A 22,002-nucleotide genomic window follows, 5' to 3' on the forward strand; every position below is an offset into this window, starting at 1 on the left:
AAAACATGCTATAATATCGTCAATTTTTGCCATCATTTCTGCAAATTGTATATTTCACGCTCTTACAAAATCCGGATAATGCCACAATTTCCATTAAGAAAATCTAAATAATGCGATAATTCTCCCAAATAATGGTATTATATGATATAGTCGAAACAATCTATAACATATTGTTAGGAGTAGAAATGAGTAAGAAGAATACTTTTTTGAAATTAGGCATTTTTACCGCTCTTTTCGGCGGTGCTTATGCCTTCGGAAATTATATATACGGAATATCCTCAGTTCCCCGTCAGCACACTGACGAAGATGATTATATGGACGCTTCCCCCGAAATAACCAAGGGACGTAAGTTTATCAGAAATCATGAACGCAGACAGGACATGTACATCGACAGCATCGATCAGCTAAGGCTTCATGCATCCTACATTCCTGCCAAAGATGAGAGCCACAGATATGTGATACTTATCCACGGAATCCGTGATAACCACGAATCAGGCGGAATATACGCCGAGCACTACCTTGAGAAGGGTATTAACTGCCTGCTTCCCGACCTTAGAGGCTTTGGTAAGAGCGAAGGCAAATACATTGGCTACGGCTATGATGACAGACTTGATATCCTCGAGTGGATCCACTGGATAATCAAAAGAGATAAGGAAGCCAAGATCATTCTCCACGGAATGAGCATGGGCGCCGCCACAGCTCTTATGACATCCGGCGAAAATCTCCCGGAGAACGTCAAGGGAGTAATAGCAGACAGCTCCTACTCTTCACTTCGTGAACAGTTCGCTGACACCTACAAGAGTTTCAAATACTCTCTGGTTCCCACACCAATCGCACTTGGCATATCAAGAATCGCGATTCTGTGCAAGGCCGGATATGATATCAATAAAGTTCGCCCCATCGATGCAGTTAAGATGAGTAAGACACCTACACTTTTTATCCACGGTGATAATGATACCTTCATTGATCCCCACATGTGCTCACGCCTCTACGAGGCAGCGGCTTGTCCCAAGCAGTTCTGTATGGTTCTTGGCGCGGGTCATATTGAAGGAGTGGTGAAGGATCCAACAAATTATTGGAATAAGATTGGAAGTTTTTTGATAAAGATTTCGTTCTAAATTTATGGCAAGTTGTAAGACAAGGGGACGGTATGAGTCAGTGGGGACGGTTCTTTGTGACTCACGAAAGCGAGTCACAAAGAACCGTCCCCACTGACTCATATCGTCCCCAATTAACTGTCAGGCAATCGCCTCTTTCATACTCTTAACATATTCTCCCACATACTTCGGCGCATCCTTGCCATACTTCTCAAGTATCTTGATAATAGCGGATCCGACAATGACGCCGTCCGAGAGCTTGGATATCTTCTCTGCCTGCTCCGGCGTTGAGATTCCAAAACCGATGGCACAGGGGATATCTGTGTTTTCTTTTACAATTTTGACCATTGAACCAAGATCTGTTGTGATCTCGCTTCTTGTTCCTGTTACTCCAAGGCTTGATACGATGTACAAAAAGCCCTTGGCTTCCTTGGCGATCATGGCTATTCTGTTCTCTGAAGTAGGCGCTATCAGTGATACAAGATCAACGCCGTACTTATCACATACTTCATCAAATTCCTCTTTTTCCTCAAAAGGAAGATCAGGAAGAATGATTCCGTCAATGCCTGCCTCTTTGCAGCCCGCCATGAATTTCTCCGCGCCGTAGGAATATACTACGTTGGCATAGGTCATGAAGACAAGGGGAATCGTAACTTCTTTTCTCACATCCTTAACAAAATCAAAGATCTTGTCTGTGGTAACACCGCCCTTCAATGCACGAAGGTTAGCTCCCTGGATTACAGGTCCTTCGGCTGTCGGGTCGGAAAAGGGAATTCCCAGCTCTATAAGGTCCGCTCCGTTATTGGCGGCTTCTATAACGGTCTTTTTTGTGGTCTCAAGGTCCGGATCACCGCAGGTTATGAAGGCTACGAAGGCCTTACCATTTGCAAAAGCATTCTTGATATTACTCATTGATATCCTCCCCTCTGTAACGGGCAATGGCGGCGCAGTCCTTGTCTCCGCGGCCTGAAATTGTGATTACGATTATCTGATCCTTATCCATAGTAGGTGCGATCTTCATTGCATGGGCAACGGCATGTGAGGACTCGATGGCAGGAATGATTCCCTCTGTTCTTGAGAGGTATTCAAAGGCATCCACCGCCTCGTCATCTGTTATTGCAACATACTCAGCTCTCTTGCTGTCATGAAGATATGCATGCTCAGGGCCGATTCCCGGGTAGTCAAGTCCGGCTGAAATTGAATAAACGGGGGCTATCTGACCATATTCATCCTGGCAGAAATAGGATTTCATACCGTGGAAAATACCAAGTTTGCCGGTATTTATAGTAGCTGCGGTCTCGAAGGTGTCTATTCCTCTGCCTGCGGCCTCACATCCGATGAGCCTTACGCTCTTATCCTCTATGAAATTATAGAAGCTTCCGATGGCGTTGGATCCACCTCCGACGCAGGCTATTACTGCATCGGGAAGCTTACCTTCTTTTTCCAGCATCTGCTCCTTGATCTCTTTGGAAATAACTGCCTGGAAGTCACGGACAATTGTAGGGAAAGGATGAGGTCCCATGACCGATCCGAGGCAGTAATGAGTGTCGCTGATTCTTGAGGTCCACTCTCTCATGGCCTCGGATACAGCATCCTTAAGGGTTGCTGTTCCTGAGGTTACTGGGATAACTTCGGCTCCGAGAAGGCGCATCTTATATACGTTAAGGGCCTGTCTCTTGGTGTCCTCTTCTCCCATGAACACAACACATTCCATTCCAAAGAGTGCTGCCGCAGTGGCTGTTGCAACGCCGTGCTGGCCTGCACCCGTTTCTGCGATAAGCCTTGTCTTACCCATTTTCTTGGCAAGAAGTGCCTGTCCCAGAACGTTGTTTATCTTGTGGGCTCCTGTGTGGTTAAGATCCTCTCTCTTTAAATAGATTTTGGCTCCGCCCAGGTCCTTAGTCATCTTCTCTGCATAATATAGCCTTGAAGGACGACCTGCATATTCGTTAAAAAGCTCTGTAAGTTCCCTGTTAAATTCAGGGTCATCCTTGTATTTATTGTAGGCTTCTTCCAGCTCTATCACTGCATTCATCAGTGTTTCCGGAATGTACTGTCCGCCGTGTATACCAAATCTTCCCTTTGGATTAGTCATAATATTTCTCCTCTTACGTTTTCCACAAAGCGCTTCATCTTTGCTGCATCTTTCTTTTTATCTGTTTCAATTCCCGAGCTTACATCAACACCGAAGGCACCTGTCACCTCAAGAGCCTGTCTTACATTCTCAGGGTCAAGACCTCCCGCAAGGAAGTAATCTCTTTTTATCCCTTGAAGTAGCTCCCAGTTAAAAGGCTTTCCTGTTCCCATTCCTGAATCAAGCAGTACATAATCGGCACCGGATCTGTTGGCAAGATCAACATCCTCTTTTTCTCTGACCTTGAAGGCCTTGATCACCGGAGCCTTGGTCTGCTTCTTGATCACGGAGATGTACTCTTCATCCTCAGATCCGTGGAGCTGTGCAATATCTATGATTCCTTCGCTTATTAGTTCATTGATAAAAGAGATATCCTCATCAACGAATACTCCCACGGCCTTAATTTCGGGATTAAGAAAGCTCTTTAAGAGCTTTGCCTGTTCTTTTGTGACATTTCTGCTGCTTTTTTCATAAAAGACAAAACCTATGAAGTCGGGATTAAGCTTGTTAGCCGCTTCGATATCCTCTTTTCTTGATAAGCCGCAGAGCTTGATCTTTACCATATTTTTCACCATTATATTTCAAATCCGAAGACTTCAGAGCCCCTTAAGTTCCCGCAGGAGAGCTTTTTTATCGGTTGCCCGCATGAGCATCTCCCCTATAAGAACCGCATCAACACCGATGTTTTTTAACGCAATTATGTCTTCCCCTCTTGATATTCCGCTCTCGGATACGAAAATCGTATCTGCGGAAACAAGACTCCTAAGTCTTGCGGAATTTGAAGTATCGACATTAAAGTCCTTAAGATTCCTGTTATTTACGCCTATTATCCTTGCCCCGACCGATACAGCCGTCTCGATTTCCTTCTCGTCATGGGTTTCCACAAGAGCTGACAGTCCCAGATCATCGCAGATATTCATGTACTCTTTTATCTGCTCCTTCTCAAGGATTGAGCAGATTAGAAGAACTGCCTTGGCACCGAGGTTCTTGGCCTCGTAGATCATGTACTCATCTACTGTGAAATCCTTACGGATGCAAGGAGTTGTAACCTTAGCAGCGATCTCTCTTAAGAATTCATCGGACCCCAGGAACCACTTGGGCTCTGTCAGGACTGAGATGCAGTCTGCACCTGCCTCTTCATACTCTTTTGCAATATCAAGATATGGAAAATCCGGCGCTATAAGTCCCTTTGACGGAGATGCCTTTTTGCATTCACAGATAAAAGACATTCTGGGTTTTCTTAAGGCTTTCTCAAATTCGAAATCGCCCTTTGGAAGGCCCTCTGCCTGCCTTCTTACCTCTGAAAGAGGTTTAACTTTTTTAGCTTCTTCTGTCCTGTATGCGGCATGCTGTGCCAGTTCGTCAAGAATATTCATAATCTTTCCTTATGAGTTACTTACTTCGATAAACTTGTTTAATGTCTCTGTTGCCTTGCCTGAATCGATAATCTCTGCTGCAAGCTTTATTCCTTCTGCAAAAGAAGCTGCCTTGCCGCCGATGTATAGAGAAGCTCCGGCGTTCATAAGAACCGCATCTCTCTTGGGTCCCTTTTCTCCTGCCAGAATCTTTCTTGTGATCTTAGCATTCTCCTCAGGGGTTCCGCCTAAGAGGTCCTTCTTCTCACATCTTGTGAGGCCGAAATCCTCGGGAGTTATGGTGTAAACCTTGTACCATCCGTCCTTGATCTCGCAGACTGTGGTGGGTGCACTTAAGGATATCTCATCCAGCTTGTCCTGTCCGTACACTACCATTCCTCTCTTGACTCCAAGGCTTACAAGAACCTGCGCAAGGGGTTCAACAAGATACTCGTCATACACGCCAAGAAGCTGCATTGCAGGCTTGCCGGGGTTGGTAAGAGGACCAAGGATGTTGAATACTGTTCTGAATCCAAGCTCCTTTCTGATAGGTCCTACATATTTCATTGAGGTGTGGTACTTCTGTGCAAAGAAGAAGCACATTCCAACCTTCTCAAGTAGCTCAACGCACTTCTTTGGATCTTGCTGAATATTGACTCCAAGAGCCTCCAAGCAGTCGGCAGTTCCGCACTTGGAAGAGGCTGCTCTGTTTCCGTGCTTGGCAACCTTCATTCCGCCTGCTGCAGCAACCAGTGCTGAGGTTGTGGAAATGTTAAAGCTTCCTGCGTTATCTCCTCCGGTTCCAACTATCTCGAATATATCCATTCCGGTATCAACCAGTGTAGCGTGCTCTCTCATGGCAGCTGCGCAGCCTGCAATCTCATCTGTTGTCTCTGCCCTTGCACTCTTGGTTGAAAGAGCGGACAAAAAGGCTGCGTTCTGTGTAGGAGTTGTTTCTCCGCTCATAATTTCATTCATTACCGCATAGGCTTCATCATAAGTAAGGTCTTCTTTGTTAACGATTTTAACGATTGCTTCCTTGATCATCTTCTTTTTCTCCTGTCTTTACTGTTGTTTTTGGTCGATTAGTAACGTAAAAAAGCGTCTTGGCTATTCTCCTGCCAAAACGCTAAGCAATAAAAAAGTCCTTGGCAGAGAATATACCTCTGTCAAGGACGAATGTACTAAAATACTATCCGCGGTGCCACCTTGAATTCGTAGTGATGATGTTCCTACGCGCTTAATTCGAATACTAACATATTCGTCGCAACTAACGTATGCGCTCACGTTGCAGAATACTCTGCCTCCTGTTTGTTATAAAAGAGGCATTTGACTGCACCCTCAGCGGTCCATTTGACTACCTGTTTCTTACCCGTTCTCAGCTATGTCGGGCTCTCTGTGAAGGCATCTTAGCCTTTATCTCCGCTTCATCAGTTTAAAGTATTAACTTGGTTAACAGTTTAACCCCATTGCCTTAATATGTCAATAGTCTTCAGAAAAGAGATTGGTAGTATAGGTTGCAACTGTCTTGCCATTGGACTCATATATTACAAGACCATAGCATTCCTCACCGCCCGGAAGATCATTTTCATAATATTCTTTGAACTCAAGAGCGGAGATATCTGTGAGGAAAGCCTGTTTGTTACCTACCTTACCACTGTATCCGTAAGTATCGCCTCCTCTGAAAGAGCTTCCTTCAACCTTGAAATTACCATCCTGCTTATATACAAGATAGCCGTCATTAACTGATGAAGTTCCATCATAGGTATAATATGCAATGAAGTCATCTTCGCTGATACTGTCAGGCATTTCCTTTGTGTATTCGCTTATAGTGGCTTCTATATTTTTGAAATCATCATATTTGTTGGCCTTCGAATCTTCAGACAATGACATTTTGTATTTTTTCATATTCTTCGTCAGAGCCGGATTCTTTGACATGCTGCAGCCTACTGCCAAAATAACTACCACAAAAGTCAGAGTTAATGCAATAAACTTTCTGTAATTCATAATTGTTCCACCTTTCAATTGTCATTATTTTGGGGATTTCTCAGAACTAATTATAGTATAGCAACTCAGATATTCATAGAACATCTGCATTTTAGTGGGTTATAATGTCATAAGTCTCCATTTTTTCAAATTGCAGGCCTTTTTCTGACAAAAGGTAGCTGAAATGGGACGAACGACACTTTAATTCTTTAGTTTACGATGTTAGAATAAGACAGCAATAAAAAGGAAGTAACAAACTCGGGAGAAATTATGACGGATTACAATATTAAATATCTTACAGATGACAGCACTCCGTTGCAGATCTCTTTTGACAGTTTTATGGATATTTCTGAGGAAACATCTACTTCTTTCCCTAAATATCTTTCCATGGACAACTTTTGCGGATATTATGCCTATTGCGGAAATCCTCTTAATAATGTTGAATATATAGTAGTGAATAACGGTTATTCCCTTTTGGCATACAAAACAAGATCAAGTGGCGGATTTCGGGATAACTTCGCAGGTATCGTAAACGGTGAGGAGTTATTTCTCGAAGAACTTACATCAGTTCCTCATACTATGAACCTATATATAAATGCCAACGGAGGGTACAATAGTTTCGGTTACCTTTTCTTCAAGCAGAGCGGGAGAGTAACCGTTTTACACACGACCAATATCTTCGGTGATGAGAGGTAAATACTATGAGTACTAAGCTTGTTTCGTGGAATGTCAACGGACTAAGGGCCTGTGTATCAAAAGGCTGCTTTCAGGAATTTATGGACAAAGAAAACCCTGATGTGATCTGCCTTCAGGAGACCAAACTTCAGGAGGGACAGATTGAGATGGATCTTCCCGGCTATGAAGAATACTGGAACTACGCTGAGAAAAAAGGCTACTCAGGCACGGCTATTTTTACCAAGGAAAAGCCCTTATCCGTGACCTACGGCCTCGGAATAGAAGAGCATGACCACGAGGGAAGAGTAATAACCGCTGAATATCCGGATTATTATCTCGTAACGGTCTATGTTCCCAATGCAAAAGAGGATCTTTCAAGACTTGAATACAGACAGATGTGGGAAGATGATTTCCTTGCTTATATCAAAAAACTGGAAGAGAAGAAGCCCGTTATCTACTGCGGCGATCTCAATGTTGCCCACAAGGAGATAGATCTTAAGAATCCCAAGCCCAACCGCGGACACGCAGGCTTTACAGATGAGGAGAGAGCTAAGTTCGACAATGTGGTTAACTCCGGTCTTGTGGATACCTTCAGACATTTCTATCCCGATCTTGAAGGCGCATATTCCTGGTGGAGCTACAGGTTCAACTCAAGAGCCAAGAACGCCGGCTGGCGTATTGACTACTTTGTTGTATCCGAAAGTCTGATCGATAGGGCAGAAGATGCCAAGATTTACGCTGATGCTCTTGGTTCCGATCATTGTCCTGTGGGACTTATTCTTAAATAACAGCAATATTTGTCTAACAGGCTACGAAGGTGTACAATGTTTTGCGGTTTGATTCGCTGACATTTACACCTTTTTTATTGTGAGGAATGATACTATGGATAACCTGATTTTCAGTCTCAATGCGACTTTTCCGATTTTTCTTCTCATGGTTCTCGGATATATTTTCAACAAGATTGGACTTATGGATGAAAAAGCAGCTTCCTGGATGAATAAATTTGTTTTTAAAGTTGCTCTGCCCGTACTTTTATTTGAAGACCTGTCCAAGGAAGATTTCGCAGCAGCCTGGAACGGAAGATTTGTACTGTTCTGTTTTTTGGCAACAGCGATAAGTGTCCTGATGATCACCCTGTTATCAATGTTTCTGGTCAAAAATAAAGGAAGAAGAGGAGAGTTCATTCAAGGCTCCTACAGAAGCAGCGCAGCGCTCCTTGGTATAGCTTTTATCCACAATATCTACGGAGAAGCCGGCACAGGTATGGCTCCTCTTATGATCCTTGGAAGCGTTCCACTCTACAATATTCTTGCAGTTATAATTCTGATGGTCACAGCCCCTTCGGATTATGTAATGGGAGACAGTTCGAAAGAGAGCAGTAGTGACAATGCCAAAAAAGTTCTTATCAAAAAAACATTACTCGGAATCCTTAAAAACCCTATTATTCTCGGTATCTTCATTGGTATGATCTGGTCTTTGCTTCGGATTCCTCAGCCTAAGATTTTTAACACCGTAGTCAGTAACATAGCTTCACTGGCAACACCTCTTGGTCTTATGTCCATGGGTGCCACCTTTGATTTCAAAAAGGCCGCAAATGAAATAAAGCCGGCACTGTGTGCCAGCTTTATCAAGCTTTTTGTATTAGTTGCTATATTTCTTCCTGTTGCTGTAACTCTGGGATTCTCCGGAGAACAGCTGGTAGCCATTCTTGTTATGCTTGGGTCAGCCACAACAGTCAGCTGCTTTATCATGTCCAAGAATATGGGCCATGAAGGAACTCTTAGCAGCAGTATCATTATGATGACTACCTTTGGATGTTCATTTTCACTGACCTTCTGGCTCTATATACTGAAATCTCTAAGCTTAATCTAAGACATCAATAATTTCCTTTTATCCTCTGGAGATTTTCATCTGTCTCTTTCAGCATTTCTCTAAGGGACAGGTTCTCCTCGTGACCAAACTCACAGATTGAGTACTGAAGATGATTGATATATCTGCTGGTTTCTGATAGCAGTATAGCATTCTGCGTTGACATTTCCTGACGGAAAGTTTCCCCCTTGCCTTCATCTTCGGTTATATCTATTACAGCGAACTCATCACCGCGAATTCTGCCGTAAATACTTCCTTCAAATACTTCTTCAAGAATCTTGGCAACTCTCTTAACAGCTCTGTCACCTTCCTCATGTCCGTACATTTCATTGATCTTTTTGAGGGATTCCATATGAATATATGCCACAATGGCGCTGCTACCGGGCTTGAATTGTTCCTTAAGATAATCATAAGCCTTGGCAAAAAAGCCTCGTCTGTTAAGACCACCGGTGAGATAATCCTGATCGCCGATGTGATCAAGAACAGAGTCATCTCTTGCAAGTTCTTCCTGAACCTCGTAGAGCTCTTCATTGGTGCGCTTTAACTCTTTTTCCAGATAAGATACTCTGGAAACTCCGGTTATTACGCTAAGAAGACATTCAAAAAAGTTATCGGTCAGCATCACCGGTTTGAACTCTATGATCAGAAGTCCCAACTGATATTCGCCAACGAATATATCTCCCATGATGAAAATGTTATGTCCGGCCTTGGTAAAGGATGAGATTATCTTGTCTGTACCGATACGAACTTCATCATCCTTAAGTTCTGTGATAGTGCCGTTTATCAGTGCACTCTTGATTGAAATGACTTCAGGTCTCTCCCAGCTGTATTTGATGGTGTTTCTGACCTTTTTGTCATAGAGCATTATTCCGCAGTTCTTGACTCCGGCCTTCCTGGCATCCTCGGCGAAGGTCTGATAAGCCTTCTCGGAGGCATATTTTCTGTGAAGAAGGCTGCTGCTGATGTTGGCAAGTTCCTCAATCGCAGCTGCAGGAGAGCATTCCACAAAGTTAAACTGCTTCTGTGATTCTGAAGGAGGTAGTTCCTTATTCTTGGCAAAATAGATTGCATCACATACAGACTCATAACCCATCTGCTGCATCTGATCATGGTCTGACTGCACGGGATTTACATTGGTAAAACCTTCGCATTCCGTAAGCGTCAGAACAGGAACCGGTTCAAATTTTCTAAGAAATGCCTCTTTTTTAAGAATCGGGGCATTCTTTCCTATTCTCTCGATGTCGATTATAAGTGCATCAAAATCGGTGGTCATGGCATAGTCGAAGAGAGCAGAGTTCTGATAATCATAGGGTCTGTCCTCATTCACCGATTTATCCGTGTATAGGTATCTGCCCGGCAGGATAAAAAGATTAATCTCCTTATCCTTGGCTGCCTGGCAGGCACCAATACAGATATTCTTAACATCTATGTCTTCCAATTCAGATATCAACAGTCCAATATTCATGTATCCCCTCACATATTACTGCCTGATCTGTTAATTGCGACTTATTTCTCTTCAATATCCTCGGAAACATCATCGATGTTGTCGATATCCTTGTCTCCGTCGGAAATCTTTTCTCTTACCTTGGCAATCTTGGCAACAGTGACACCCTTATCAAGATTGATCATCTTAACACCGGAAGTTACACGTCCATGAACAGTGATCTCATCCATACGAAGCTGGATGATGGTTCCCTGGTTGGTGATCATCATGATCTCGTTGTCATCCTTAACTGCCTTGACGCCTACTACGCTACCGGTCTTCTCTGTTATCTTGTAGCACTTAACGCCCTTACCGCCTCTGAACTGGCTGTTGAACTCTTCAAGTGTGGTACGCTTGCCGTAACCTTTTTCGGATACGATAAGAAGTGAATCACCCTGTGAATCCAGCTGCATTCCGACAATCTCATCTGTATCGTCAAGCATCATACCCCTTACACCGATAGAAGATCTGCCGGTTGAACGAACATCCTCTTCATCGAAGTGGATACACATTCCGTTCTTGGTAACAAGGAAAATCTCTGCGTCCTTCTTAACTGTCTTAACTTCGATAAGTTCATCGTCATCACGAAGGTTGATGGCTACAAGTCCGGTCTTTCTAACATTTGAGAAGTCTGTGATAGGAGTCTTCTTAACGGTTCCCTTCTTGGTTACCATGAAGAGGCTCTTGGTCTCATCCTCAAATCCGGTAACAGGAATCATAGCGGATATCTTCTCACCGGGAGCAAGCTGCAGGAGGTTGACGATAGCCATACCTCTTGATGTTCTTGAAGCCTCGGGAATCTGATAAGCCTTGAGTCTGTATACACGTCCTGTGCTGGTAAAGAACATGATGTAGTTGTGTGTTGTTGTCATGAGAATATCTTCAACAAAGTCGTTATCGATTGTTGTGATACCCTTAATTCCCTTACCTCCGCGGTTCTGGGCCTTAAAGTTATCGATGGACATTCTCTTAATATATCCAAGGTCGGTCATTGCGATAACGGTATTAACATTGGGGATAAGATCCTCGATATCAATATCTGACTCATCATGTCCGATCTGTGACTTTCTGTCATCGCCGTATTTATCGGAGATTTCTGTAATCTCTTTCTTGATAACTCCAAGAAGGAGCTTCTCATCTGCAAGAATAGCCTTAAGTTCCTCAATCTTTTTAAGAAGCTCTGCGTGCTCCTGCTCCAGCTTGTCTCTTTCCAAGCCGGTGAGAGTACGAAGTCTCATGTCTACAATAGCCTGCGCCTGAACATCTGACAGACCAAAGCGTCCCATCAACTGTTCCTTGGCAATTGCTACTGTTTCACTGCCTCTGATGATCTTGATAACTTCATCGATGTTATCAAGGGCTATAAGCAGACCTTCCAGGATATGATTACGTTCCTCAGCCTTGTTGAGGTCGTATTTGGTTCTTCTGGTTACAACTTCTTCCTGGTGTCTGATGTAGTGCTTAAGCATCTCGGTGATGCTAAGAACCTTGGGCTCGTTGTTGACAAGAGCAAGCATGATGATACCGAAGGAATCCTGCATCTGTGTGTGCTTGTAGAGCTTATTCAGCATGATGTTAGGGTTAACATCACTTCTAAGCTCGATAACAACACGCATACCTTCACGGTCTGACTCATCACGAAGAGCAGTGATACCGTCAAGCTTTTTGAGCTTAACAAGTTCTGCTATCTTGGAAATCATATTAGCCTTGTTAACAAGGTATGGAAGCTCTGTTACAACGATTCTGTTCTTGCCGCCCTGCATGGGTTCTATGTTGGTAACGGCTCTTACTACAACCTTGCCTCGTCCTGTTCTGTAGGCTTCCTCGGCACCTCTTGTTCCAAGGATGATACCACCTGTAGGGAAGTCAGGAGCCTTAACAATTTCAAGAATCTCCTCAATCTCAGTCTCTCTGTCCTCAAGGACTCTGTTGTCGATCATCTTGACTACAGCGCCGATGACTTCACGAAGGTTGTGAGGAGGAATATTGGTTGCCATACCTACTGCGATACCTGTTGTACCGTTAACCAGAAGGTTAGGATATCTTGAAGGAAGAACAACCGGCTCTTTCTCTGTCTCGTCGAAGTTGGGAACAAAGTCAACGGTGTCCTTGTTGATATCGGCAATCATTTCCATTGAGATCTTGGTAAGTCTTGCCTCAGTATATCGCATGGCAGCTGCGCCGTCGCCGTCCACGGAACCAAAGTTACCGTGACCGTCAACGAGACAATATCTCATTGACCAGGGCTGTGCCATATTAACCAATGAACCATATATAGAGCTGTCACCGTGAGGGTGATATTTACCCATTGTATCGCCGACGATACGGGCGCACTTACGATGCGGCTTGTCGGGACCGTTATTGAGCTCTATCATGGAAAAAAGTATTCTTCTCTGTACAGGCTTAAGTCCGTCTCTGACATCAGGAAGAGCACGGGATGCGATAACACTCATGGCATAGTCGATATAATCGGACTCCATGGTCTTCTGAAGGTCTACTTCCTTGATTCTGTCAGTGGTTACTTTGTCAAAGACGTCATCTGACAATTCGTTGTTGTTATTGTTGTTATTATCAGGCATTTTCTATCCCCTTTTTTACAACCTTGTTTGCTTTAGATATCAAGATTCTTAACAAACTTAGCGTTCTTTTCAATAAATTCTCTTCTTGGCTCAACCTTGTCACCCATGAGAGTAGTAAAGGTTACGTCGATATCGGACTCGGACTCCTCATCCATGTTTACACGAAGGAGTACTCGTCTCTCAGGATCCATGGTTGTCTCCCAGAGCTGCTCGGGATCCATCTCACCAAGTCCCTTGTAACGCTGAATCTTGTTGTTCTGGTCACGTCCAACATCAAGAAGGATCTTATTGAGCTCCTCATCGCTGTAGGCATACCAGACCTTCTTGTTCTTCTCAAGCTTGTAAAGAGGCGGCTGAGCAAGATATACGTGGCCTTCCTTGATAAGCTGAGGCATAAATCTGTATAGGAAGGTGAGCATAAGAGTAGCTATATGCGCACCGTCAACATCGGCATCGGTCATGATAATGATCTTGTCATAACGGAGCTTGCTGATATCAAAGTCGTCGTGGATACCTGTTCCGAAGGCTGTGATCATAGCCTTGATTTCGGCATTACCGTAGATACGGTCAACACGGGCTTTTTCAACGTTAAGGATCTTACCTCTAAGAGGAAGGATAGCCTGTGTTGCACGGCTTCTTGCTGTCTTGGCTGATCCGCCGGCGGAATCTCCCTCAACGATGAAAATCTCGCAGTTCTTGGGGTCCTTGTCGGAGCAGTCCGCAAGCTTACCGGGAAGTCCAAGTCCGTCAAGAGCTGATTTACGTCTTGTGAGATCTCTTGCCTTTCTTGCGGCGTCTCTTGCACGCTGTGCAAGAATAGCCTTCTCAAGAATCTGCTTGGCAACACCGGGGTTCTGCTCAAGGTAGTAGGTGAGCTGCTCGCCAACGATTCCGGCTACAGCGCCTCTTGCCTCGGAGTTACCCAGCTTTTGCTTGGTCTGTCCTTCGAACTGAGGATCCTCAATCTTGACACTGATGATAGCTGTGAGACCTTCTCTGATATCTTCACCGGTGAGGTTCTCCTCACTGTCCTTGAGCATCTTGTTGGCACGGGCATAGTCATTGAAGGTCTTGGTAAGTGCTGCCTTGAAGCCTTCAAGATGTGTACCGCCCTCAGGAGTGTTGATATTGTTTACGAAAGTATAAATACTCTCGTTGTAAGAATCGTTGTGCTGGAAGGAAACTTCAACCTGAACGTTGTTCTTGTTTCCCTCAAAATACATAATGTCGGTATAAAGAGCTGTCTTACTCTTGTTCAGATACTGAACAAATTCCTTTATACCGCCTTCGTAGTGGAAGGTCTGAACAATAGGATCTTCACCTTCCTCAACACGCTTGTCAGTAAGAGAGATTCTAAGTCCCTTGGTAAGGAAGGCCATCTCTCTGAGTCTCTGCTTAAGAATGTTGTAGTCATAGACAGTGGTCTCTTTGAAAATAAGAGCGTCGGGCTTGAAATATACTCTTGTTCCGGAAGCTCCTTCAGGTGCGGTTCCAACCTCCTTAAGAGGGTAGCATACCTTGCCTCTTTCGTATCTCTGCTGATATACCTTACCATCTCTTGTAACCTGGACTTCAAGCCACTCGGAAAGAGCATTAACAACGGAAGCTCCAACTCCGTGAAGACCGCCGGATACCTTGTAACCGCCACCGCCGAACTTACCGCCGGCATGAAGAATTGTGAAAACAACCTCAACACCTGTAAGTCCGGATTTGTGATTCACGTCAACAGGGATACCACGACCATTATCCTTGACAACGATGGTGTTATCCTCATTTATGGTAACTTCAATGTGATCACAAAAGCCTGCAAGTGCCTCATCAACAGAGTTATCAACTATCTCGTATACAAGGTGGTGAAGTCCTCTGCTGGCTGTTGTTCCGATATACATACCGGGTCTTTTTCTGACTGCTTCAAGTCCTTCGAGAATCTGAATTTGGTCAGCTCCATATTGTACTTCTTCGTTAGCCATATTTCGCTCCATTTCTTAGTTTTCGCTGCTTACTGTTCCTTCTGTAACTTTGAACAGCTTATCTATTTCAAATCTGTTATTAACGAATTCATCAAGTCCGGTACAGGTGATGATGGTCTGAATATCACCAATGGTATTAAGCAGGTAATTCTGTCTGTTTGAATCAAGCTCCGACAGAACATCATCCAGAAGAAGTACCGGGTTTTCCTTCTTTGCTTTTTTAACAATTTCTATTTCTGAAAGCTTGAGTGAGAGAGAAGCGGTTCTTTGCTGTCCCTGGGAACCGAATTTTCTGATATCGATTCCATCACTTAAGCTGTCTTCACTTATTCTTTTTCTGACAATAAAAGAAAAATCATCCTTATGAGGTCCAACTGTTGTCTGCTTCAGAATCACATCCTTCTGCCTGGAAGCCCTTAACTTGTGCTCAAAATCAGCTGCGGACACATAAGGCTCATAATAAACGGACAGGCTTTCTTTTTGACCTGTCAATTTCTCATGAATAGGTTGTATTATTTCATTTAATTCGCCTATGAATTTTTCTCTAGTCTTGATAATGACGGATCCGTATTCGCACAGCTGCTTGTCCTGAACATCAAGAAGCACGCTGTTTTCTGGATGTTCGTACAGATCCTTTAGAACTTTGTTGCGCTCGGTGACGAGCTTATTGTACTTAGAAAGACTATTTAGATATATCTGATCCAGCTGACACAGCTCCATATCCATGAATCTGCGTCTCTCTGAGGGACCATTCTTAATAATGCTGAGATCTTCCGGAGAAAAAAATACTACATTAAGCTTGCCTATCAGGTCTGAAGCCTTTTTGATCTTCTGACCGTCAATGGCTATTCCCTTGGATTTGTTCTTGCGAAGGTGCATGTCTACTCGGTACTCTGCACCGTCTCTCTCAAGTATGGTGCGGACATGACCTTCGTCCATTCCAAATCTGATGATTTCCTTGTCCTTACTTCCTTTGTGGGACTTGGTGGTGGCGGATACAAATATTGCCTCAAGAATATTGGTCTTACCCTGGGCATTGTCACCATACAAAATATTTGTACCGCTGCTGAAATCGATCTTTAAATTTTCATAATTTCTGAAATCAGCCAGTTCCAATGACTTTATAATCATTTCTCTATCTTTACCTGCACGCCGTCGTATTCGAAAATGTCACCATCATAGAGCTTGCGGCCACGTCTTTCTTCTATTTCACCGTTTACCTTAACAAGTCCGGCCTGAATATCATTTTTGGCATCAACGCCGGAACCCTCAAGACCTGCTTTTTTCAGTGCCTGTCCAAGTTTGATAAAGTCATCCTGTTCACGTAATTTAACAATTTCCATATTCTTACTTCTAAAACTTTCTATTACAAAAAATATTTTTAATCAACTGTTGTAAAGTTAACCGGAAGAACAAGGTAGATGTAGGTTGATTCCTTGTCTCTGATAAAGCATGGTGCCTTAGGGTTAACGAGGTAAATATCAACAATCTCATCCTCAATTACTCTAAGAGCATCAATGAGGAACTTAGGGTTGAAGCCGATCATAAGATCCTTACCCTGTTTGTCGATGTCAATCTCTTCATCCATGCTTCCGATTGCTGAATTGATCTTGAGCTCCAATGTTCCGTCAGTTACTGATACGATAACAGGCTTCTTGTCACCCTCTTTTACAAGAAGGGTAGCACGGTCGATACAGCTAAGGAACTCTTTTCTGTTGATGCTAAGCTTGGTCTCGTAGTCGCTTGAGAGCATCTGATCTATGCTGAAGTACTCGCCTTCAATGAGACGTGATACTACAGTTGTCTTCTCAAATTCAAATAAAACATGCTTGTCTGTAAAATAGATGCTGACCATCTTGTCGGTGCTGTCACCAAGGATCTTGCTGATCTCACCGAGAGTCTTACCGGGAACAATAACCTTCTTGTATGGATAGCTGCCGCCCAGCTTGACCTTTCTTATAGAGATTCTGTGACCATCAAGAGAAACCAGCTTGAGATTCTCTCCATCTACTTCAAAGAGCTCACCGGCCATGATCTTGTTGGCGTCGTTCTCTGCGATGGAGAAAATAGTCTGCTGAATAACATTCTTAAGAGTAAACTGTGATACTTCTACGCCGTCAATCTTCTCAATAGCAGGAAGATAAGTAAAGTCATCCCCCTTTCTTCCGGGAAGATTGAACTTGGCTTTCTCACAGCTGATTGTTACTTTATTGGATGAATCAGATTCAATTGTTACATCATTGTCAGGGAGTTTTCTTACAATATCTACGAAGATCTTGGCATCGATTGCAATGAAACCTCTCTCTACAATATTTCCTTCTACAATAGTCTGAATGCCAAGCTCCATATCGTTGGCAATGAATTTGATTATGCCTTCGGTTGCATCTATAAGAATACATTCAAGAATAGACATTGTAGTCTTAGAAGGAACTGCTTTAGATACAATCTGCAAACTGCTGACGAGATTTGATTTCGAGCAAACGAATTTCATGTGCGGAATTACCCCCATCGGAAAATATATAAAATAATTATAAAAAAATAGTAAAAGTATTAATAAGAGCTGTTGATATGTTGAAAACCTATTCTATTATACAATTTTCAAGGCTTTTTTACAAATTTTTGATTGTTGAAAACAAAAAAATTGATGTTGAAAATTAAAAAGTTATAAACAAGCCAAATTTTTGCAAATGGGACTATAAAAATCTATCCACCCATTAATAACAATTAATCCCCAGCCAAATCACAAGTTATCAAGATAGTTATCCACAAATTGTTGATAACTCGGTTTATAAAGGCTTAAAGTGAAGGATTTAATTTCTTCATTATAATATCAAGGTTTTTGTTAAGCTCATCGTCAATGGTAATCTTCTGCTTGATCTTGTTGATACCGCTCATTACTGTGGTGTGATCTTTTTTGCCAAGGACCTTACCGATTTCCTCAAGAGAGGCATCAGTATGTTCTCTGCAGAGATACATGATGATCTGTCTGGGAAGAACTATCTCGGAATTTCTCTTCTTGGAGATGATGTCTTCCTTCTTGGTTCCGTACTGCTCACAGACGGTATCGATAATAAGCTGAGGAGTAATAACCTTGGTCTTGTCGGGATAAATGATATCCTTCAGGGCTTCCATTGCATTTTCCAGAGTGATATCAACATTGTTAAGTCTTGAGTAAGCGATGATCTTGTTGAAGGCACCCTCAAGCTCACGGATGTTGGATTTAATATTGGTAGCAATGTAGTTGATTACTTCATCATCTATGGTCTTGCCGTAGTTCTCGGCGTTTTTGCGAAGGATTGCCATTCTGGTCTCATAGTCGGGAGACTGAATGTCTGCGATAAGGCCCATCTCGAATCTGGAACGGAATCTTTCTTCAAGAGTCTCCATTTCCTTAGGCGGCTTATCGGATGAAAGGATGATCTGCTTGCCGGCCTGATGGAGCTCGTTGAAAGTGTGGAAGAACTCAACCTGAGTCTGTTCCTTACCTATAATAAACTGAACGTCATCGACCATGAGAACATCAACGGTACGATATTTGTCACGAAGCTTGGACATGCTCTCTGTCTTACCACTACGGATGGATTCAATAACTTCATTGGTAAACTGCTCGGAAGTTACGTACAGAACCTTGGCCTGATGATTATGTTCCATAATAAAGTGACCTATGGAATGCATAAGGTGAGTCTTACCAAGTCCGGGACCGCCGTACAGGAAAAGAGGATTGTAGGATATTCCGGGAGACTCCGCAACCGCAAGAGCAGCGGAATGAGCAAACTTGTTGTTGCTTCCTACAACGAAGGTATCAAATCTATATTTAGGATTTAAGTTGGCATGTTCAATGTTGGCGTTAGTAACGTAGCGGTTTTCACTGCTTCCGGAATTATCGCTTTCAACTGTTTCTTCATTATTAATAGTATCTTTGTTTAAAATGAAGATTACTTCCACCATTGAATCAAGAAATTCTGAAATTGTAACCTTGAAGAAATCCATATAGTTCTTGCTGATATAAGAAAGAGCCATGGGATTGTCCTGTGGAATAAGGATCTTAACGGTATCCTCTGATGCTTCATAAACAGACAAAGGCTCAATCCAGGTACGATAAGAGATATCTGTGATGCCTGAAAGTGTCCTGATCTGTTTCTTGATGTCCTCCCAGTTGTTTTTGAGATTTTGTGTGATTTCTGATGATTGCATGAAAAAACTCCCCAATTATGCTAATTTTAAACTTTTACTATTTTATATTAAAAGCCACCTAATATCAAATTGTGGATAACTTTTTATTTTTTGCCTGAAAAAAATGTGAAAAATATGTGTTGTGGAAAAACCCCCTTTTTTCCACTTTAAGGTTTCAACCGTTATAAACCGCATAAATCCGGGATTTCTGATTAATTTTCAACCGATTAATAACCCTTTTATCCACAAAAAAAATGAAAAATGTGGATAAAACAGGTCAAAAAATATTAATCAACAGGTTATCCACAAAATCAACATTTTGCTGTGGATAACTATTCAATCTACCATATATTGTTGGAGTTTTTTTGAAAAAAAATTTTTATTTCAGTTAAGATATTTTAAGGGTTTTTAAGGCTTGACTGACCTATTTTTATTTATTATAATTATAAAGATTTTTTCCACACAGGATGTAATCAATTGATAATTATGAGATGCATTTATGTATTCTCATTTAACAGACCCGCAAGGGTTAGTTTGTAGACGAAGGAGGTGTTTCCGTAATGAAGATGACATTCCAGCCTCATAAGCTCCAGAGAGCCAGAGTTCACGGCTTCAGAGCAAGAATGGCTACTAAGGGCGGCAGAAAAGTTCTCGCTGCTAGAAGAGCTAAGGGAAGAAAGAGATTATCAGCATGATTTTAAAGGCCGCAGTTTTATGTGGCCTTTTTTCTTCTGTCTTTTAATCTGAAAACAGTTTTTTCTATATTATAAGGAAACTTAATAATGCTTTTTTCCGAATCAATGAAAAAAACAGATGATTTCCGCAATGTTTATGAGAATGGCAAGAGTTATGCCAATAAGTTTATTGTAGTTTATGTGTGGAAAAATGACAGTTCTCGTAATCATCTTGGAATCTCATGCAGTAAAAAAATTGGGAACAGTGTTGTAAGGCACAGATTTGCAAGACTTGTTCGAGAATCTTACCGGCTACACGAAGATGTATTCAATAGTGGTTTGGATATAGTAGTCGTTGCCAGAGCCTGTGCATCAGATGCAAGCTTTTTTGATATTGAGAGTGCTCTTTTAAGCCTGGCAGGGAAGGCCCGCATAATAAAAAATGGCGGTGAGAAATGAAAAAAATACTTATCTTATTAATCAAGTTTTATAGGAAGTATTTGTCTCCGTTAAAACGAACGAAATGTCCGTATATTCCGACCTGTTCTGAGTACGGACTAGAAGCAATAGAAAAGTACGGAGCCCTTAAAGGGGGACTTTTGGCCGTTTGGAGGATTCTTAGATGCAATCCTTTTTCCAGCGGTGGATACGATCCGGTTCCGTGAGCTTTTAGAGGAGGTTGAATTTGGAGGGATTTTTGTTAACCCAGTACTCTGGGAAAATTGTAGGACCCGTAGCTTGGCTTCTTGGCCACTTGATGAACGGAATTTATACAGTTCTTAATCTTATTGGTATTCCTAATACCGGTCTTGCAATTATCATTTTTACAATTGTTATTTATTTGTGTCTGCTTCCGCTTACTTATAAGCAGCAGAAATTCTCCAAGCTTCAGAGCAAGATGAGTCCTGAACTTAAGGCTATCCAGGCCAAATACAAGGGCAAGAAGGATAACGATTCAATGCTTGCTATGCAGCAGGAGACCAAAGAGCTCTATGCAAAATACGGTGTTTCTCAGACAGGTAGCTGTCTCCAGCTCATTATTCAGATGCCTATCTTGTTTGCTCTTTATCGTGTTATCTATGCAATTCCCGCTTACGTTACTATCGTAAGAAATGCTTTTTATCCCCTTGTTGAGCAGCTCAGAACTACTGACGGAGCTGCTGAGTTCATGCAGACTCTCAAGGGAGCATCAGGTTTTGCCAAGCAGTTTACCAATGATGCTTTTGTTGCAGGCAATGTTGATTATGTAGAGAATACCTACATCGATGTTCTTAATAAGGCAACAACAGCAGACTGGACAAGTCTCCAGGAGCATTTTACAGGACTTTCATCATCAATTGATGCAACACACAGCACTCTGAATCATTTCAATTCATTCCTTGGTCTTAACATTGGTCAGGCACCTTTGGAAATGATCCAGACAGCATTTGCCAACAAGCAGTTCCTTCTTCTTATCGGAGGTATTCTTGTTCCTGCCCTGGCTGCTCTTACACAGTGGATCAACACCAAGCTTATGCCTCAGGCAGCTGATAACAATGGTGGCAAGGTAGATCCCGATGATCCGTCAGCACAGATGGCTCAGTCCATGAAGACAATGAATATCATGATGCCTTTCATGTCAGCGTTCTTCTGCTTGAGTCTTCCTGCAGGTATGGGTATTTACTGGATTGCCGGTGCTGTTATCAGATCAATTCAGCAGATTGTTATCAACAAGCACATTGATAATACAGACATTGATGCAGAAATAGCCAAGAATACCGAGAAGTACAAGAAAAAAATGGAAAAGATGAAGACTTCTCCTCAGATGAACCGCTATGCAAACATGTCTACAAGAACCATCAATAAGACACAGTCCATCTCTTCTTCAACTAAGGAGAATGAGAAGGCCCTTGAGAAGACAAGATCTATTTACCAGGGCAAAGAAATCAAGAAGAATTCTCTTTTAGCCAAGGCAAATATGGTCAAGGAGTTTAATGAAAATAATAACAAGCAATAAATTGCTTATGA

At 42.5% G+C, this 22,002-nt stretch carries 21 protein-coding genes; 8 read left to right on the top strand and 13 right to left on the bottom strand.

Translation table 11 applies throughout. From position 1 onward, the window contains the following. Positions 1 to 185: 185 nt before the first annotated feature. Positions 186 to 1,118: an alpha/beta hydrolase gene (locus NXH67_RS06505; RefSeq protein WP_022777373.1), complete on the top strand. Its 933-nt coding sequence runs from the start codon at positions 186 to 188 to the stop codon at positions 1,116 to 1,118. 120 nt (positions 1,119 to 1,238) lie between these two features. On the opposite strand, the gene trpA is transcribed toward NXH67_RS06505, so the two are convergent. From trpA to NXH67_RS06535, 6 genes are all read right to left on the bottom strand, one after another. Then, positions 1,239 to 2,009, bottom strand: a complete 771-nt coding sequence (trpA, locus tag NXH67_RS06510; protein WP_022777374.1) for a tryptophan synthase subunit alpha — start codon at positions 2,007 to 2,009, stop codon at positions 1,239 to 1,241. Then, the gene (trpB, locus tag NXH67_RS06515) at positions 2,002 to 3,192 is read right to left on the bottom strand and encodes a tryptophan synthase subunit beta (RefSeq protein ID WP_272796817.1); all 1,191 of its coding nucleotides are present in this window, start codon (positions 3,190 to 3,192) and stop codon (positions 2,002 to 2,004) included. The genes trpA and trpB overlap by 8 nt, the downstream gene beginning before the upstream one ends. After that, entirely contained in the window at positions 3,189 to 3,794 is a 606-nt protein-coding gene (locus NXH67_RS06520; protein WP_272796818.1) for a phosphoribosylanthranilate isomerase, read from the bottom strand. Before NXH67_RS06520 ends, trpB begins: the two co-directional genes overlap by 4 nt. Positions 3,795 to 3,827: 33 nt before the next feature. Continuing rightward, a complete protein-coding gene (trpC, locus tag NXH67_RS06525; protein WP_272796819.1) occupies positions 3,828 to 4,607 on the bottom strand; it encodes an indole-3-glycerol phosphate synthase TrpC in 780 nt (259 codons plus the stop codon). A 9-nt stretch (positions 4,608 to 4,616) separates the two neighbouring features. Next, complete coding sequence (gene trpD, locus NXH67_RS06530) at positions 4,617 to 5,633, bottom strand: anthranilate phosphoribosyltransferase (protein WP_272796820.1); 1,017 nt, start codon at positions 5,631 to 5,633, stop codon at positions 4,617 to 4,619. Between the two features lie 435 nt (positions 5,634 to 6,068). After that, a complete protein-coding gene (locus NXH67_RS06535) occupies positions 6,069 to 6,593 on the bottom strand; it encodes a hypothetical protein (protein WP_022777377.1) in 525 nt (174 codons plus the stop codon). 249 nt (positions 6,594 to 6,842) lie between these two features. Here NXH67_RS06535 and NXH67_RS06540 point away from each other — a divergent pair, with 249 nt between their 5' ends. The 3 genes from NXH67_RS06540 to NXH67_RS06550 all read left to right on the top strand — a co-directional run bounded on the left by NXH67_RS06540 (position 6,843) and on the right by NXH67_RS06550 (position 9,119). Further along, positions 6,843 to 7,268 (top strand): hypothetical protein, encoded by a 426-nt coding sequence (locus tag NXH67_RS06540; protein ID WP_022777378.1) that lies wholly within the window; start codon positions 6,843 to 6,845, stop codon positions 7,266 to 7,268. Between the two features lie 5 nt (positions 7,269 to 7,273). Next, on the top strand, positions 7,274 to 8,035 hold the full coding sequence (locus tag NXH67_RS06545) for an exodeoxyribonuclease III (protein WP_272796821.1): 762 nt from the start codon (positions 7,274 to 7,276) through the stop codon (positions 8,033 to 8,035). 94 nt (positions 8,036 to 8,129) lie between these two features. Next, positions 8,130 to 9,119 carry an AEC family transporter gene (locus NXH67_RS06550; protein ID WP_272796822.1) on the top strand — a complete coding sequence of 330 codons (990 nt, stop codon included), beginning with the start codon at positions 8,130 to 8,132 and terminating at the stop codon, positions 9,117 to 9,119. A 4-nt stretch (positions 9,120 to 9,123) separates the two neighbouring features. Here the strand turns inward: NXH67_RS06550 and NXH67_RS06555 are convergent, their stop codons facing one another. From NXH67_RS06555 to dnaA, 7 genes are all read right to left on the bottom strand, one after another. Next, the gene (locus NXH67_RS06555; protein WP_272796823.1) at positions 9,124 to 10,581 is read right to left on the bottom strand and encodes a GGDEF domain-containing protein; all 1,458 of its coding nucleotides are present in this window, start codon (positions 10,579 to 10,581) and stop codon (positions 9,124 to 9,126) included. Positions 10,582 to 10,622: 41 nt separating this feature from the next. Beyond that, entirely contained in the window at positions 10,623 to 13,178 is a 2,556-nt protein-coding gene (gyrA, locus tag NXH67_RS06560; RefSeq protein WP_022777382.1) for a DNA gyrase subunit A, read from the bottom strand. A gap of 32 nt (positions 13,179 to 13,210) precedes the next feature. Next, positions 13,211 to 15,148, bottom strand: a complete 1,938-nt coding sequence (gene gyrB / locus NXH67_RS06565; RefSeq protein ID WP_272796824.1) for a DNA topoisomerase (ATP-hydrolyzing) subunit B — start codon at positions 15,146 to 15,148, stop codon at positions 13,211 to 13,213. A 15-nt stretch (positions 15,149 to 15,163) separates the two neighbouring features. Further along, positions 15,164 to 16,279, bottom strand: coding sequence for a DNA replication/repair protein RecF (gene recF / locus NXH67_RS06570; protein ID WP_022777384.1), 1,116 nt, complete (start codon positions 16,277 to 16,279; stop codon positions 15,164 to 15,166). Continuing rightward, positions 16,276 to 16,491, bottom strand: coding sequence for an RNA-binding S4 domain-containing protein (locus NXH67_RS06575; protein ID WP_022777385.1), 216 nt, complete (start codon positions 16,489 to 16,491; stop codon positions 16,276 to 16,278). Before NXH67_RS06575 ends, recF begins: the two co-directional genes overlap by 4 nt. A gap of 38 nt (positions 16,492 to 16,529) precedes the next feature. After that, positions 16,530 to 17,639 carry a DNA polymerase III subunit beta gene (dnaN, locus tag NXH67_RS06580; protein WP_272796825.1) on the bottom strand — a complete coding sequence of 370 codons (1,110 nt, stop codon included), beginning with the start codon at positions 17,637 to 17,639 and terminating at the stop codon, positions 16,530 to 16,532. A 305-nt stretch (positions 17,640 to 17,944) separates the two neighbouring features. Beyond that, positions 17,945 to 19,342 (bottom strand): chromosomal replication initiator protein DnaA, encoded by a 1,398-nt coding sequence (gene dnaA, locus NXH67_RS06585; RefSeq protein WP_022777387.1) that lies wholly within the window; start codon positions 19,340 to 19,342, stop codon positions 17,945 to 17,947. 539 nt (positions 19,343 to 19,881) lie between these two features. On the opposite strand from dnaA, the gene rpmH reads away from it, so the two are divergent. The 4 genes from rpmH (at position 19,882) to NXH67_RS06605 (ending at position 21,991) form a co-directional block, all read left to right on the top strand. Next, complete coding sequence (gene rpmH, locus NXH67_RS06590) at positions 19,882 to 20,016, top strand: 50S ribosomal protein L34 (protein ID WP_013282343.1); 135 nt, start codon at positions 19,882 to 19,884, stop codon at positions 20,014 to 20,016. Between the two features lie 87 nt (positions 20,017 to 20,103). After that, entirely contained in the window at positions 20,104 to 20,454 is a 351-nt protein-coding gene (gene rnpA, locus NXH67_RS06595) for a ribonuclease P protein component (RefSeq protein WP_022777388.1), read from the top strand. Next, positions 20,451 to 20,660 (top strand): membrane protein insertion efficiency factor YidD, encoded by a 210-nt coding sequence (yidD, locus tag NXH67_RS06600; RefSeq protein ID WP_022777389.1) that lies wholly within the window; start codon positions 20,451 to 20,453, stop codon positions 20,658 to 20,660. Before rnpA ends, yidD begins: the two co-directional genes overlap by 4 nt. 32 nt (positions 20,661 to 20,692) lie before the next feature. Continuing rightward, positions 20,693 to 21,991 (top strand): YidC/Oxa1 family membrane protein insertase, encoded by a 1,299-nt coding sequence (locus tag NXH67_RS06605; protein WP_272796826.1) that lies wholly within the window; start codon positions 20,693 to 20,695, stop codon positions 21,989 to 21,991. Positions 21,992 to 22,002: the final 11 nt, after the last annotated feature.

Origin of the sequence: Butyrivibrio sp. DSM 10294, assembly GCF_028539135.1 — a bacterium.
Taxonomy (GTDB): domain Bacteria; phylum Bacillota; class Clostridia; order Lachnospirales; family Lachnospiraceae; genus Butyrivibrio.